The organism is Embleya sp. NPDC056575 (assembly GCF_042793325.1).
In the GTDB taxonomy this organism is placed as follows: Bacteria; Actinomycetota; Actinomycetes; order Streptomycetales; family Streptomycetaceae; genus Embleya.
Genome location: NZ_JBHTVA010000080.1, coordinates 33,670 through 46,426, shown reverse-complemented (window position 1 = coordinate 46,426; position 12,757 = coordinate 33,670). Strand labels below are relative to the sequence as shown.

General features: G+C 72.1%; 13 protein-coding genes. 6 read left to right on the top strand and 7 right to left on the bottom strand.

What is annotated here, in order from left to right:
- Positions 1-61 precede the first annotated feature (61 nt).
- Entirely contained in the window at positions 62-535 is a 474-nt protein-coding gene (locus ACFRCG_RS40780) for an SRPBCC family protein (RefSeq protein WP_380041096.1), read from the bottom strand.
- 201 nt (positions 536-736) lie between these two features.
- Between ACFRCG_RS40780 and ACFRCG_RS40775 the strand changes: the two genes are divergently transcribed.
- Both ACFRCG_RS40775 and ACFRCG_RS40770 read left to right on the top strand, forming a co-directional pair.
- Positions 737-928, top strand: a complete 192-nt coding sequence (locus tag ACFRCG_RS40775) for a toxin-antitoxin system HicB family antitoxin (RefSeq protein ID WP_126634996.1) — start codon at positions 737-739, stop codon at positions 926-928.
- Complete coding sequence (locus ACFRCG_RS40770; protein ID WP_380041093.1) at positions 925-1,221, top strand: type II toxin-antitoxin system PemK/MazF family toxin; 297 nt, start codon at positions 925-927, stop codon at positions 1,219-1,221. Before ACFRCG_RS40775 ends, ACFRCG_RS40770 begins: the two co-directional genes overlap by 4 nt.
- Positions 1,222-1,259: 38 nt before the next feature.
- On the opposite strand, the gene ACFRCG_RS40765 is transcribed toward ACFRCG_RS40770, so the two are convergent.
- Positions 1,260-1,715: a MarR family winged helix-turn-helix transcriptional regulator gene (locus ACFRCG_RS40765; RefSeq protein WP_380041091.1), complete on the bottom strand. Its 456-nt coding sequence runs from the start codon at positions 1,713-1,715 to the stop codon at positions 1,260-1,262.
- Positions 1,716-1,865: 150 nt separating this feature from the next.
- Between ACFRCG_RS40765 and ACFRCG_RS40760 the strand changes: the two genes are divergently transcribed.
- Both ACFRCG_RS40760 and ACFRCG_RS40755 read left to right on the top strand, forming a co-directional pair.
- On the top strand, positions 1,866-3,203 hold the full coding sequence (locus ACFRCG_RS40760) for an aspartate aminotransferase family protein (protein WP_380041089.1): 1,338 nt from the start codon (positions 1,866-1,868) through the stop codon (positions 3,201-3,203).
- Between the two features lie 137 nt (positions 3,204-3,340).
- Complete coding sequence (locus tag ACFRCG_RS40755; RefSeq protein WP_380041087.1) at positions 3,341-3,988, top strand: TetR/AcrR family transcriptional regulator; 648 nt, start codon at positions 3,341-3,343, stop codon at positions 3,986-3,988.
- An 11-nt stretch (positions 3,989-3,999) separates the two neighbouring features.
- On the opposite strand, the gene ACFRCG_RS40750 is transcribed toward ACFRCG_RS40755, so the two are convergent.
- Positions 4,000-5,184, bottom strand: coding sequence for a GDSL-type esterase/lipase family protein (locus tag ACFRCG_RS40750; protein WP_380041085.1), 1,185 nt, complete (start codon positions 5,182-5,184; stop codon positions 4,000-4,002).
- A gap of 41 nt (positions 5,185-5,225) precedes the next feature.
- A complete protein-coding gene (locus ACFRCG_RS40745) occupies positions 5,226-5,798 on the bottom strand; it encodes a TetR/AcrR family transcriptional regulator (protein ID WP_380041083.1) in 573 nt (190 codons plus the stop codon).
- A 407-nt stretch (positions 5,799-6,205) separates the two neighbouring features.
- Between ACFRCG_RS40745 and ACFRCG_RS40740 the strand changes: the two genes are divergently transcribed.
- Positions 6,206-7,771, top strand: coding sequence for an ABC transporter substrate-binding protein (locus tag ACFRCG_RS40740; RefSeq protein ID WP_380041081.1), 1,566 nt, complete (start codon positions 6,206-6,208; stop codon positions 7,769-7,771).
- 105 nt (positions 7,772-7,876) lie between these two features.
- On the opposite strand, the gene ACFRCG_RS40735 is transcribed toward ACFRCG_RS40740, so the two are convergent.
- Together ACFRCG_RS40735 and ACFRCG_RS40730 are read right to left on the bottom strand one after the other, a co-directional pair.
- Complete coding sequence (locus ACFRCG_RS40735) at positions 7,877-8,524, bottom strand: class I SAM-dependent methyltransferase (RefSeq protein ID WP_380041079.1); 648 nt, start codon at positions 8,522-8,524, stop codon at positions 7,877-7,879.
- A 29-nt stretch (positions 8,525-8,553) separates the two neighbouring features.
- Positions 8,554-9,351 (bottom strand): Uma2 family endonuclease, encoded by a 798-nt coding sequence (locus tag ACFRCG_RS40730; protein WP_380041077.1) that lies wholly within the window; start codon positions 9,349-9,351, stop codon positions 8,554-8,556.
- Between the two features lie 126 nt (positions 9,352-9,477).
- On the opposite strand from ACFRCG_RS40730, the gene ACFRCG_RS40725 reads away from it, so the two are divergent.
- Positions 9,478-11,178, top strand: a complete 1,701-nt coding sequence (locus ACFRCG_RS40725) for a DUF885 domain-containing protein (protein WP_380041075.1) — start codon at positions 9,478-9,480, stop codon at positions 11,176-11,178.
- A gap of 86 nt (positions 11,179-11,264) precedes the next feature.
- Here the strand turns inward: ACFRCG_RS40725 and ACFRCG_RS40720 are convergent, their stop codons facing one another.
- Positions 11,265-12,446, bottom strand: a complete 1,182-nt coding sequence (locus ACFRCG_RS40720) for a cytochrome P450 (protein ID WP_380041073.1) — start codon at positions 12,444-12,446, stop codon at positions 11,265-11,267.
- Between the last annotated feature and the right edge of the window lie 311 nt (positions 12,447-12,757).

Here is a 12,757-nt window from a genome sequence, read left to right as displayed (position 1 = left end):
GGGGGGCGGGCTGGGGGGTGGGCCGAGCCGGCCCCGTCGTTCGTCGTGCGGTGGGGCGGTGTCAGCTCGGGGGGATGCGGCCGCGGCCGGTGGGGCCCGGGGTGTCGCGCATCTCGCCGAGGGCCTTGGTCTCGACGAGTTCCTTGAAGCGCAGCAGGTCCGGCCTGACCCGGGTCGCGGTGAAGGGCGGGGTGGTCTCGGTGGTGTCGGTGAGGCCTTCGGGTTCGACCTCGGTGACGACGTCGATGGTGGTGTGGTCGGCGTCGACCGCGCGGAAGGTCACGAGCGCGTGGTGGCGGGGTTCGTCCGATACGGTGCACCAGGAGACGCGTTCGTCGGGGAGTTCCTCGGTCTCGGTGCCGAATTCGCGGGTCACGCCCGCGGTGTAGGTCCTCCAGTAGTGGTGGTGGGCGTCGAGCCGGACCACCTCCTCGACCCCGTCCATGAACTGCGGGTACTCCTCGAAGCGGGTCCACTGGAGGTACGCCGTGTGCAGCGGTACGTCCACGTCGACGGACTCGGTCACGGCGGTCATACCGGTCACCTCCCACGGTGGGACGAACGATATGTCTGCGGCGTGCCCTGGGGTCGCGCGCCCAAACGATGTCGGTGCGGCGGTGCGGGCGCGGGTGGGGTGGGGGATGCGCGCGGGGTGGGAGGGGAGGATCGAGGTCCGGTCGGGCGAAATCGCCGCCACCGAGGGACGCCACCGGGATGTGGTTGCTACGTTGGTGGCATGACGGTGATGACGTTGCGGATTCCCGACGACCTCGACGCCTCGATCCGGGCGGGCGCGGCGGCGGCGGGGTTGTCCCTGAACGCCTATATCGTGCGGGCCGCGCGCCGGCAGGCGGTGCTGGACGCCGCTCGGCAGTTGGCCGCGCTGGGTCTGGGCGAGGAGTTGTGCGACGAGGGCGACGCGCTGTGAGGCGTGGCGAGATCTGGACGTTGGGCGATGGCCGCGATGTCCTGGTCGTCTCGCTGGACGGTCTCGAACAGGCGTATGCGGCGGTGTTCGCGATCGTGCTGCATCCGGCGGGCCGCTTCCCGGACACGGCGATGTCCGTGGTGATCGAGCAGCCGCTGCCGTCGACCGCGGTGGCGGTCAACCTCCAGCGGTTGCGCACCGCCCGGTTCGACGACGCGAAGCTTGTCGGCACCGTGGCCCGAGAGGTGATGGAGCGGGTCGATCAGGCGCTGCGCGCGGTGCTGGACCTGTAGCCGGGTTCGGCGTGGTTGGTTCGTCGCGCGGTGTCGGGTCATCCGTCGTGGGGTCGGCGGGTGCGTCTGGTGTCGACGTTGGTGGTCAGTGTGGTGAGGAGGTCGGGGAGTTCGGCGACGGTCGCCCCGGGCAGTCCGGTCACGGTCTCCTCGGCCAGGGTGCACCACGCCTGTTTGATGTGCTCGACCAAGACCGTGCCGCTGTCGGTGAGTTCGACGACGGAGGCACGTTTGTCGGTGGGTGCCGGGGTGCGATGGATGTGGCCGGCGGCTTCGAGTTTGCGGGTCATCAGGGTGACGCTGGGCGGCTCGCACCCGAGTGCGTCGCTGAGTCGGCCCTGGATCATCGGGCCGTTGCGGGCGAGTTCGAGCAGCAGTGCCTCCTGGCCGGGGTGCAGGCCGAGCGGGGCGAGCAGGGTGGTGATCCTGGCCCGGTGGCGCAGGCTCAGCAGGCGGATGGCCTGGTTGAGGGCGTCGGCCCGGTCGAAGTCCATGGCTCTTCTCTCTCGGCTCTCCCGACGGATTACTTACGCGCATAACATTATCAACACGGCCCGACGACCGCGAATGTTCGCGGGCCGGCGGAGCCGAACGGCGAGGTCGAGCGCTGGACGTGTGCTTCGGGCCCGACCTACCGTCGGGACATGGCTGCTTCGACCACCTCCTCGCCGTCCTCCGCCGACCCGTTCTGGACCGACGCCGAGCGGCATCTCGTGCGCTACGGGGGCGAGTTCACCCGCGAGATCATCGACCGTGCCGCCGGGAGCTTCGTGTTCACCGCCGACGGCCGGCGCATCCTCGACTTCACCTCCGGGCAGATGAGCGCGATCCTGGGACACGCGCACCCGGCGATCGTGGACACCGTGCGGCGGCAGGTGGCGACCCTGGACCACCTGTACAGCGGCATGCTCAGTCGTCCGGTGGTCGACCTCGCCCGGCGGCTGGCCGAGACGCTGCCGGATCCGTTGGAGAAGGTGCTGCTGCTGACCACCGGCGCCGAGTCGAACGAGGCGGCGATCCGGATGGCGAAGCTGGTCACCGGCCGGCACGAGATCGTCTCGTTCGCGCGGTCCTGGCACGGCATGACCCAGGCGGCCGCGTCCGCGACCTACAGCGCGGGACGCAAGGGCTACGGTCCCGGCGCGCCCGGCAACTTCGCCATCCCGGTGCCCAACGTGTACCGGCCCGACTTCGTCGCGGCGGACGGAACGCTCGACTGGCGGCGGCAGCTGCACTTCGCGTTCGACCTGATCGACGCGCAGTCGACCGGCAGTCTGGCCGCGTGCCTGGTGGAGCCGATCCTCAGCTCGGGCGGCATCATCGAGTTGCCGATCGGCTACCTGGCGGCGCTGCGCGACAAGTGCCGCGAGCGCGGGATGTTGCTGATCCTCGACGAGGCGCAGACCGGCCTGTGTCGCACCGGGGACTGGTACGCGTTCGAGCGCGACGGCGTCGTGCCGGACATCCTCACGCTGTCCAAGACGCTCGGCGCGGGGCTGCCGCTGGCCGCGGTGGTCACCAGCGCGGAGATCGAACAGCGGGCGCACGAGCGGGGGTTCCTGTTCTTCACCACGCACGTCGCCGACCCGCTGCCGGCGGCGGTCGGCAACACCGTACTGGACGTGCTGATCGCGGATCGGCTCGACGAACGGGCCCGCTCGCTCGGCGCGTTCCTGCGTCGGGGGCTGGTCGAACTCGCCGAGCGTCACCCGGTGGTCGGCGACATTCGCGGTCGCGGGCTGCTCGCCGGCCTCGAACTGGTCGTCGACCGGGACGACGCCGAGCACGGCTCCGACGAGCTGGGTGCGCGGGTCACCCGGCGCTGCCTGGAGTTGGGGCTGCACATGAACATCGTGCAGCTCCCGGGCATGGGCGGGGTGTTTCGGATCGCGCCGCCGTTGACCGCGACCGAGGACGAACTCTCGCTCGGGTTGGGCATCCTGGACGAGGCGATAGGCGACGCGTGCGCGGGGCCGCGGTAGGAGGGCGGGCGCTCGCGGCGAGTGGGCGCCCGCGGCGGGTGGGCCTGCTCGGGGGCTTCCCGAATGTCATTCAGGTTTGTGATAGCTTCTAACCGAAATGCGGGGATGCGGCCGCGTGTGCGAAAAGGTGGCGGGTCATGGCGGAAACCGAGGCGAACACCCCACGTGAGCGCTACCGGACGCAGGTGCGGACGGAGATCAAGCAACACGCGTGGGAGCAGATCGCCACGGCGGGTGCGTCCGCGCTCTCGCTCAACGCGATCGCCAAACAAATGGGCATGAGCGGGCCCGCGCTCTACCGCTACTTCGCCGGCCGTGACGAGCTGATCACCGAGCTGATCCGGGACGCGTACCGCAGCATGGCCGACGCCGTCCGCGTCGCCTTCGAGGGTGGTGCCGACGTGGCCGAGACGGCGCGCGCCATGCGCCGGTGGGCGCTGGCGGACCCACAGCGCTACCTGCTGATCTACGGCACGCCCGTTCCCGGCTACCACGCCCCCGACGACATCACCGCGATCTCCGCCGAGATCATGACCACCCTGCTCGACGTGTGGAGCGCGCGACCACCGGCGGAGCACGCCACGACCGCGTTGGAGGCGCGCCTGGCGCGGCACCGGCGCTGGGCGGGCGAGCATCCCGCGCCGCCGGCCGTGCTGCACCGGGCCCTGATCTTCTGGACCCGGCTGCACGGCGTGCTGTCCCTGGAACTCGCCGGCCACTTCGTCGGCATGGAGTTCGACCCGGAGCTGCTGTTCGAGGCGGAAATCGCCGCATTGCGGGTGTAGCGGGGACGGGGTCAGCCGGCCCCGGCGGACAGCGGGCCGGCGGGGCCGAAGGCGAGGCGGGCGAAGCGTTCGCCGATGCGGCGGTGGGCGGCCGGGTCCGGGTGCAGGTCGTCGGGCAGCGGGAGTTCGGCCTGGTCCGCCGCGCCGTACAGGTCGAGGCCGTCGAGGTGGTGCAGGTTCGGGTCGTCGGCGGCGCGCCGTGCGACGATTTGGGCCAGCTCCTCCCGGATCACGGTCAGCGTCAGCCGCCCGGCGGCGACCTGCGCACGATCGCCCGTGGCCACGAACCGCAGGCGTCCCTCGCCGAACGCGGCCGGGTCCACGGCGCACGGCCCCGGGGTGTGCTCGTGGATGGCGCAGTGGATCGGCGAGACCACCAGCAGCGGGGTGTCGGGGTGTCCGTCGCGGATGGTGTCGAGGAACCCGTGCACCGCCGGGCCGAACGCCCGCAGCCGCATCAGGTCCGCGTTGACGATGTTGATGCCGATCTTGAGGCTGATCAAGTCCGCGGGGGTGTCGCGCATGGCGCGGGCGGTGAACGGGTCGAGCAGGGCGCCGCCGCCGAAGCCGAGATTGATCAGCTCCACGCCGCCTCGGGCCGCGGCCAGGGCCGGCCAGGTCCCGGTCGGGGTGGCCGCGTTGGAGCCGTGGCTGATCGAACTGCCGTGGTGCAGCCACACCCTGCGCCCGTCGGCCGGTGCCGCGTGGATGGGGGCGTCGCCGCGCAGCGCGACCAGCTGTGTGCTCTCGTCGTGCGGCAGCCAGATCTCGACGTGCTTGTCGTGGGTGGGCAGGTCGGTGAAGCGCAGGGTGCGCACCGGACCGGGCCGGGTGTGTGCGGTCCCGCGGACCGGGTCGATGGTGAGCGTGTCGCCGTCGGGCACGCTCGCCCGGGCGGTGGGGCTTTTGTCGACGAGGAGTTCGTACACGCCGTCCGGGCGCGGCGGGGCTCCGGGGTAGACGCGCTTGGTGGCCACGACGTCCAGTTCGAGGATGGCGGCCCGGGTGCGCAGCGCCAGTCGTACGCCGGAGGGTTGGGACTCGGCCATGGCCAGTTGCTCGTCCGGGATCTGCCGGCGGGCGGATGCGGGCAACCGGTGCGGCACTACGCCGCGTTCGGTGTGTTCCAGGTCGAGGGCGCCGCGCAGCAGGTCGGCGGTGATGGGGGTGGTGGTGTGGGCGTACGGGGTGTGCATGGTCTCGGTCTCTTTGCTTCGCGGAGATGGCGGGGCAGGGGTCAGGAGGTGGTGGGCCAGGTGCGCAGCAGGCCGTCGAGCGCGTCGAGGATCGCGGTCCAGCTCTGTCCCGAGTCGGGGGAGCTGTGCTCGAAGCCGCCGGCGCACTCCAGGTCGACGAAGCCGGCGAAGACGCTGCCCAGCAGCCGGACGGCGTGCGTTTGGTGCGGTTCGGCCAGGTCGTATCCGCGCAGCAGCGCGCGCGTCATCCGCGCGTGCCGGACGCCGGCACCGGCGGCGGCCGTCTGCGGGTCGAGCCGGTATCGCGCGGCGGCGAAGCGTCCCGGGTGGGTGAGGGCGTAGTCGCGGTAGACGTTCGCGAACGCGGTCAGCGCGTCCTTGCCCGCACGTCCGGCGATCGCGGCGGAGGCCCGGTCGGCGAGTTCCTCCAGCGCGAGCAGCGCGATGCGGGTCTTGAGGTCGTGGGCGTTGGCGACATGCGAGTACAGGCTCGCGGTCCGCACGCCCAGGCGCCGGGCCAACTCCGCGGGCGTCGCCTGCGCGAACCCGATCTCGTCGGCCAGCTCGGCCCCGGCCCGCACCACGTTTTCGGTGGTCAACCCCGCGCGCGCCATGCCCTGCTCTCCTCATCCACTCTCGGATCAACCTAAATGGATTATGGGCATGCCTAATGCATTTAGGCAAGTGCGATGCCTTGTCGGGCCGAGTGGGCTCTCGGTGCGAAGGCGCGCCGCGGCTGACGTGAAGACTGCCCGGCGCCGCGGCGCCTCGGGTTGGCGATTCGGACGGATTCGGTGATCGCTCTTCGTCCGCGGCGACGATCCGAGGTATTGGGGCGCTGCCTACCCTGAGCGTCCACTGCGGCAGTCGCGCCGTTCTCCGAGGAGGTATCCAGCATGGGACGATCCGATGCGGTCGGGTCCGGTGTCCGGACGGCGGATCCGAACATTCGTACGTCGATCGCCGCGGCATCGGGAGGCGAAGGGCGTACGCGCCCCGCCGTTCCCGCCGGTGGTGCACGATGAGAGGCGCCGCGCGGGCGGCGGCCGGCGCGGTGGCCGTGGGGATGCTCGCCACCGGGTGCGGCGGCACCGGCGCGTCGGGCGCGGGCGGGAGCGACACGATCACGATCGGTATCTCCGAGGACCCCGCCAACCTGTCTCCGCTCACCTCGCTGTCCAAGATCACCTCGCTGATGACGCGGTTCTCCTACGACGCGCTGATCAACACCACGGTCGACGGGCAGATCGTCTCCGGCGTCGCCGAGAAGTGGGAGTCCGATCCCCTGTCGGCCACCTTCACCCTGCGGCGCGACGTGCGGTGCGGCGACGGCCGGACGTTGACCGCGTCCGCCGTCGCGGCGCAGTACAACTACATCGCCGACCCGAAGAACACCTCACCGCTGTACGGCCTGGCCGTGGCACCGGGAACGGTCGCCACCGCGGACGACGCCACCAACACGCTCGTCCTGCGCACGCCCGAACCCACCCCGTTCCTGCTGCGCGGCGCCTCCCAACTGGCGCTGGTGTGCCCCTCGGCACTCGCGGCGCCCAACTCGCTCGACCACGCCACCGACGGCACCGGGCCCTACCGGCTCGTCGAGGCCGCGACCGGTGACCACTTCACCTACACCAAGCGGCCCGACTACGTCTGGGGACCGGGCGGTGCGAACTCCACCGAACTGCCCGAGCGGCTGGTGTTCAAGGTGGTCGCCAACCCCTCGACCAGGGCCAACCTGCTGTTGGGCAAACAGCTCGACATCGCCTCCGTGACCGGCGCCGACCGGGTCCGGCTGACCGCGGCGGGACTGAAGTACCGCGTCCAGCGCGACCCGTACGGGATGTTCCTGTACAACGAGGCGCCCGATCACGTCACCGCCGATCCCGCGGTGCGCTGGGCGCTGACCGCCGCGCTCGATCTCAAGCAGCTGGGGGCGGTGGCCACCGGCGGCAAGGGCTCGGCGCCGACCCGGGTCGCGGTCACCATGCTGCCGACCTGCGCGGCGGACGCCGTGAGCGCCAACATCCCGCCGCACGACCCGGCGCGCGCGGCGGCCGCGCTGCGCGGGGCCGGGTGGACCAAGTCGGGCGGGCACTGGACCAAGGACGGCAGGCAACTGTCCATCGTGCTGCCCTACTCGGGGACGGCCGGCTCGGAACTGCTGTCCGCGGTGGAGCTGGCGGTCGAGCAGTGGCGCTCGTTCGGGGTCAAGGTCAACCGCCGGCCGCTCACCGCCGGGACCACGGGAGAGGTGCTGGCCTCCGGGCAGTGGGACATCTCCTGGACGCCGATCACGCTGACCCAGCACGACCAGCTCGTGCCCTTCTTCAGCGGCCCCAAGGGGCCCGACGGGCTCAACTTCGGCGCCGTCGACAACCCCGAGTATCAGCGCCTGGTGGGCCTGGCCATGAGCAAGCCGGACATCGCCGGTTGCGACGAATGGACCGCGGCCGAGGCCGAGTTGGTCAAGCGGGTCGACGTGATGACCTTCGCGGACATGCAGACCCCGTACTTCTCCACGCGCGGCACCACGTTCGCCATCGACGGCGGCGGGATCGACCCGATGTCACTGCGCCTGAACCGCTGAGACCGACGGAGGTGCGGGCCGGCCGGGCCCGCACCCCCGCACGACGGGACGCCGCATCCAGGCACCGGCCCATCGTCCTCGAACCGCCCGCGGCAGTGCGGCAGTTCACTCACGAGTGCGAGCGAACACCGCGATGTCGTAGCGCTCTCGCACCGGTCGGGGCGCGTCCTCGGGTTCGGCGGCGGCGTCGATCGCCAACCGGCGCAGGCCCTCGTCGTACTCGGCGGCGGTCAGGCGCGTGAACTTCGATTGCGGTCGGGTGGTCATCCGCGCGTGGAACTCGCGCAGGCTCGCGGTGACCGGCTGCGCGAGGGAGTCGATCTGTCGGAGCGCGAACCCGCAGGCGGCGAAGTCGGCCACGACCTCCTCCCGTCCGGGGAAGCGCCGTTCGTCGCTGTCCCGAAGGCGCGGCCAGTAGTGGTAGACGAGCGCGTCCAGGCGCTCGCGAAAGGTCGTACGGATCACCACGACACCGTCGGGCCGCAGGACACGCGCCAACTCGCGGGCACAGGCGCGACGATCCGGCAGGTGGTGCACGACGCGCGAAAGCAGGGCCAGGTCGAACAGCCCCCCACGCGTGGGCACCGCGTCGGCGCTGCCACCGACGTAGCGCACCCGGGGATGGGCGTTGTACCGCAGGGCCTCGCCGAGCATGGCCACCGAGGGATCGACCCCGACCACGCGCGACGCGTGCCCCCACTCGGCCAACGCCGCACAGAACATCCCTGTCCCCGCCCCGATCTCGAGCACCACCGGTGCCGGCCGAGGCGAAAACGCCCCGATCACCTCCGCCCAGACCCGAAGCGCCCCCGCGGGCATCTCGTTCCCGACCTGATAGACCCCGGCCAACCGCGCATCGTCATAAACCCGGTCCATCCCAAGATCCTCCCCACCCACCCCCCGGACAAGCCCCCGGGGCGGGCGGCGCGGGTGGGTGGGGGTTGGAGGAGGTCCTTCATGAACTCGGTGGGCCAGGCGGCGGAGAAGGGTTTGGGGAGCCAGACGGGTTCACCGACGTGGAAGACGGTCGGGGCCGGGTAGGTGCCGTGGATCGCGTCGCCGAAGAGCAGTACCTCGGCCCTGCGGAGGTCGACGACCAGGTACAGCGGGATGCCGCTCGCGGCGTACTGGCGTGGTTTGGCCGCCGGATCGTCACGGTCGAGGTCCTCGCGTCGGGTGGAGTTCGACGTCACCTCCACCAGCATCAGGATCCCGGCGGGGGACATGGCCTTGCCGGCTCGGACCAGGACGCGGCGGGACGGGTCGAACACGACCAGGTCGGGGGTGCGCTCGGACGCGCCGAACTCCACCGAGGTGTTCTCCCGCAACCCCCACTCGGCGGCGCCGTCGCGCGGCAGGGAGGTGAGGAAGGAGCGCAGGTTGTCCAGGATGTCCCCGTGCGCCGCGTCGGGTGCGGTCATCATCACGATGCCGTGCGGCGTCGATTCGAACGTCACCGGTTCGGCCAACGCGGCGAGTTCGGGCACCTCGCGTACGTGGTCGAGAATGCGGCCGGCGACGAAAGCGATGTAGTCGGGATCGTGGACGTCGGGCGCGAGTTCGGATTCGGCCGGATCCATGCTCACAGTCTGATGAGCGGGTCCGCGCCTCCTGGGCTCTTGCGGTCGCTCGGCGTTTGTCGGTTGTCCGGGGTGGCTCGGACAACGGGCGTGACGTGGGGGTTGTCGGCGTATGAGGATGGGGGCATGTCAGTCAACAGTGTTCCGCTTCCGCGTCAGCTTGCCGATTCCTATGTCGACGAACTCGTTGTGCTCGATCCGGTGATGGGGACGTTTCTCGGGGTCGCGGAGTGTTCCGGGCGGTTGCCCGACCTGTCTCCCGAGGGGCAGGAGGCGCGGGCCGCGTTGGCGCGGCGCACGCTTGCCGCGCTCGCCGAGGCCGAGCGGCGGGACGGGGCGGAGGTGGCGGTCGAGCGGCGGTGCGCCCGGCTGTTGCGTGAGCGGTTGACGGCCGAGCTGGCCGTGCACGAGACCGGGGAGGGGCTGCGGACCGTCGGGAACATGGGCACGCCGATGCACTTCGTGCGTGAGGTGTTCACCGTGACGCCCGCGGAGACGGACGCGGACTGGGCCGCGATCGTCGAGCGGCTGCGTGCGGTCTCGCACGCGCTTTCGGGCTACCGGGAGTCGCTGGAGCTGGGCCTGGAGCGCAAGTTGTACGCGGCGCCCCGCCCGACCGGGGCGTGTGTCGCCCAGCTCGGCGAGTGGGCCGACACCGACGGCAACGGGCGCGGCTGGTTCGAGGACTTCGCCGCCGCCGGCCCGCAGGCCCTGCGCGCCGAGCTCGACGAGGCCGCACGCGCGGCGAGCGCCGCCGTGGTGGAGCTGCGGGATTGGATGCGCGACGTGTACGCCCCCGCCGTCGCCGACGCCCCCGAGGTGGTCGGGCGCGAGCGGTACGCCGTGTGGTCGCGGTACTTCAACGGCGCCGACCTCGACCTGGACGAGGCATACGCCTACGGCTGGTCGGAGTACCACCGCCTGCTCGGCGAGATGCGCCACGAGGCGGAGAAGGTCCTGCCCGGAGCCGCCACGCCATGGGTGGCGCTCGCGCACCTGGACGAGCACGGTACGCACATCGAGGGCGTCGAGGAGGTGCGGGCCTGGTTGCAGGCCCTGATGGACGAGGCGATCGACCACCTCGACGGCACCCACTTCGACCTCGCCGAGCGGGTGCGCCGCGTCGAGTCGTGCATCGCCCCGCCGGGAAGCGCCGCCGCGCCGTACTACACGCAGCCGTCCGAGGACTTCAGCCGCCCCGGCCGGACCTGGCTGCCGACGATGGGCCGCGACCGCTTCCCGGTCTACAACCTCGTGTCGACCTGGTACCACGAGGGTGTCCCCGGCCACCACCTCCAGCTCGCCCAGTGGGCACACATCGCCGACGACCTGTCCCGCTACCAGGCCACCGTCGGGGTGGTCAGCGCCAACGCCGAGGGCTGGGCGCTGTACGCGGAACGCCTCATGGACGAACTGGGCTTCCTCACCGACGCCGAGCGCCGCCTGGGCTACCTCGACGCGCAGATGATGCGCGCCGTGCGGGTGATCGTCGACATCGGCATGCACCTGGAACTGGAGATCCCGGCCGACGCGCCGTTCCATCCCGGCGAGCGCTGGACCCCGGACCTGGCGCAGGAGTTCTTCGGCGCGAGCAGCAGCCTCCCCGACGCCTTCGTGGACAGCGAGGTGACCCGCTACCTGACCATGCCCGGCCAGGCGATCGGCTACAAGCTCGGCGAACGCGCGTGGTTGCTGGGCCGGGAGAACGCCCGACGGGCGCAGGGCGCGGCGTTCGACCTGAAGGCGTGGCACATGAGCGCGCTGTCGCAGGGGTCGCTCGGTCTCGACGACCTGACCGACGAACTCTCCGCGATTCCCGCGCCGTAGCCCTGACCCCGCCCGCGGATTTCGACCGGATCGGCTGTACCGGTCGGGATCCGCGGTGGGCGAGGCGGGCCGTGCGGTGCGACGGGCTACGCGGCGACGAGCGGGAGGGTGTGCAGGCCGCGCAGGATGTTGTGGACCCGCCGCGTGGGCTCCCGGTCGGGCGCGCCGGCGAGGGTGCGGAAACGGCGGCCCAGGGCGGTGAGCACGGCGTCGAGTTCGAGGACGGCGAGGTGGTTGCCGGCGCACTGGTGCACGCCGAGGCCCAGCGCGAGGTGGTCGCGGCTGTCGGGGCGGGTGACGTCGAACGTGTCGGCGCTCGGGCCCCATTTGGCGCGGTCGCGGCCCGCCGAGCCGTAGAGCAGGAGGAGTTGGTCGCCGGCCGGGACGACGGTGTCGCCGATCCGGATGTCGCGGGTGGCGCGGCGGCCGAACCACTGGATCGGGGCCTCCATCCGCAGCGCCTCGGCGAAGACCGCGTCGCCCGGGGCGGCGCGCTTGCGGACCAGGCGCCACTGCGCGGGGTGTGCGGCCAGCAGGTGCAGGGCGGCGGTGACGGCGTGGATGGTGGTGTCCATGCCCGCGACGGTGTAGGAGAGCATCAGCGGGACGGCCTGGGATTCGTCGATGTCGCCCCGGTCGGCCGCGGCGTGGATCGCGCCGAGCCAGCTGTCCGGCGCGACCCGCCCCCGCGCGGCGAAGCGGTCGAGGTAGGCGAACATCTCCTCGGCGCGCGGGAACGCGGCCCGGGTACGCGCGGTGTCGGGGCCGAAGGTGTCGAACGTCGCGTCGGCGAGGTCGAGCAGCCGGACGCGGTCCCGGTCGGGTAAGCCCATCAGGCGCATGACGGTGCCGGAGACGAACGGCGCGGCCAGGTCGGCCACGCCGTCGAAGACCTCGCCGCGCGGGAGCGCGTCGACCAGCGCGCGGGCGTGCGCGTACATGCCGGCGGTGAGGGATTTCAGTGCCCTGGGGGCGAGTTGGCGCGAGAGCACCCGGCGCAGGCGCGCGTGGGCGGCGCCGTCGGTGCCCACCACCGTGTCGGTCAGGACCTGTTCGTTGACCTGCTCGGTCAGGGCCAGGGCCCGTTCGCTGGAGTAGCCGATCGGATCGCGCAGCGCGTCGGCGACGGCCGCGTGGCGCGGCAGGGCCCAGACGGCGTGCGCGTCGAGCCGTACGGCGGCGCCCAGTTCGCGCAGCCGGGCGTAGGTCGGATAGGGGTCGGCGAGGACGGCTTCGTCGAAGAGATCGATCCCGGAGGACACGTGCACGATGGCCCCTTTCGTCGCGAGGCCGGCGCCCGCGTGCGGTGCGACCGCCGTCGACGGTGATCGGAAGGCAGGGCGGCCATGATCGACCCGGCCCCGACCCCGGTCAAGGGCGCACGGACGCACGATGAGGAGCAGCCGGGCGCCCCATGCGGACCCGGCCCCTTCGGGGGCGTCCGGGGACCGCGGGGCGCCCGGCTGCTCGGGTGCCGCCGATCGGCGCGACGCCGCCTCGCGGCGGCGGGAGTTCGGGTGGAGCGCGGCGCACGGGCCCGGCCGGAGCGGCCGGTGGGGGGGGGCCCGGGGCGCGCGGG

Bases quoted from the DNA above. Each gene is read 5' to 3' on its own strand.
- ACFRCG_RS40780 (WP_380041096.1), bottom strand. From the start codon at position 535: ATGACCGCCGTGACCGAGTCCGTCGACGTGGACGTACCGCTGCACACG.
- ACFRCG_RS40775 (WP_126634996.1), top strand. From the start codon at position 737: ATGACGGTGATGACGTTGCGGATTCCCGACGACCTCGACGCCTCGATC.
- ACFRCG_RS40765 (WP_380041091.1), bottom strand. From the start codon at position 1,715: ATGGACTTCGACCGGGCCGACGCCCTCAACCAGGCCATCCGCCTGCTG.
- ACFRCG_RS40760 (WP_380041089.1), top strand. From the start codon at position 1,866: ATGGCTGCTTCGACCACCTCCTCGCCGTCCTCCGCCGACCCGTTCTGG.
- ACFRCG_RS40755 (WP_380041087.1), top strand. From the start codon at position 3,341: ATGGCGGAAACCGAGGCGAACACCCCACGTGAGCGCTACCGGACGCAG.
- ACFRCG_RS40750 (WP_380041085.1), bottom strand. From the start codon at position 5,184: ATGCACACCCCGTACGCCCACACCACCACCCCCATCACCGCCGACCTG.
- ACFRCG_RS40745 (WP_380041083.1), bottom strand. From the start codon at position 5,798: ATGGCGCGCGCGGGGTTGACCACCGAAAACGTGGTGCGGGCCGGGGCC.
- ACFRCG_RS40740 (WP_380041081.1), top strand. From the start codon at position 6,206: ATGAGAGGCGCCGCGCGGGCGGCGGCCGGCGCGGTGGCCGTGGGGATG.
- ACFRCG_RS40730 (WP_380041077.1), bottom strand. From the start codon at position 9,351: ATGGATCCGGCCGAATCCGAACTCGCGCCCGACGTCCACGATCCCGAC.
- ACFRCG_RS40725 (WP_380041075.1), top strand. From the start codon at position 9,478: ATGTCAGTCAACAGTGTTCCGCTTCCGCGTCAGCTTGCCGATTCCTAT.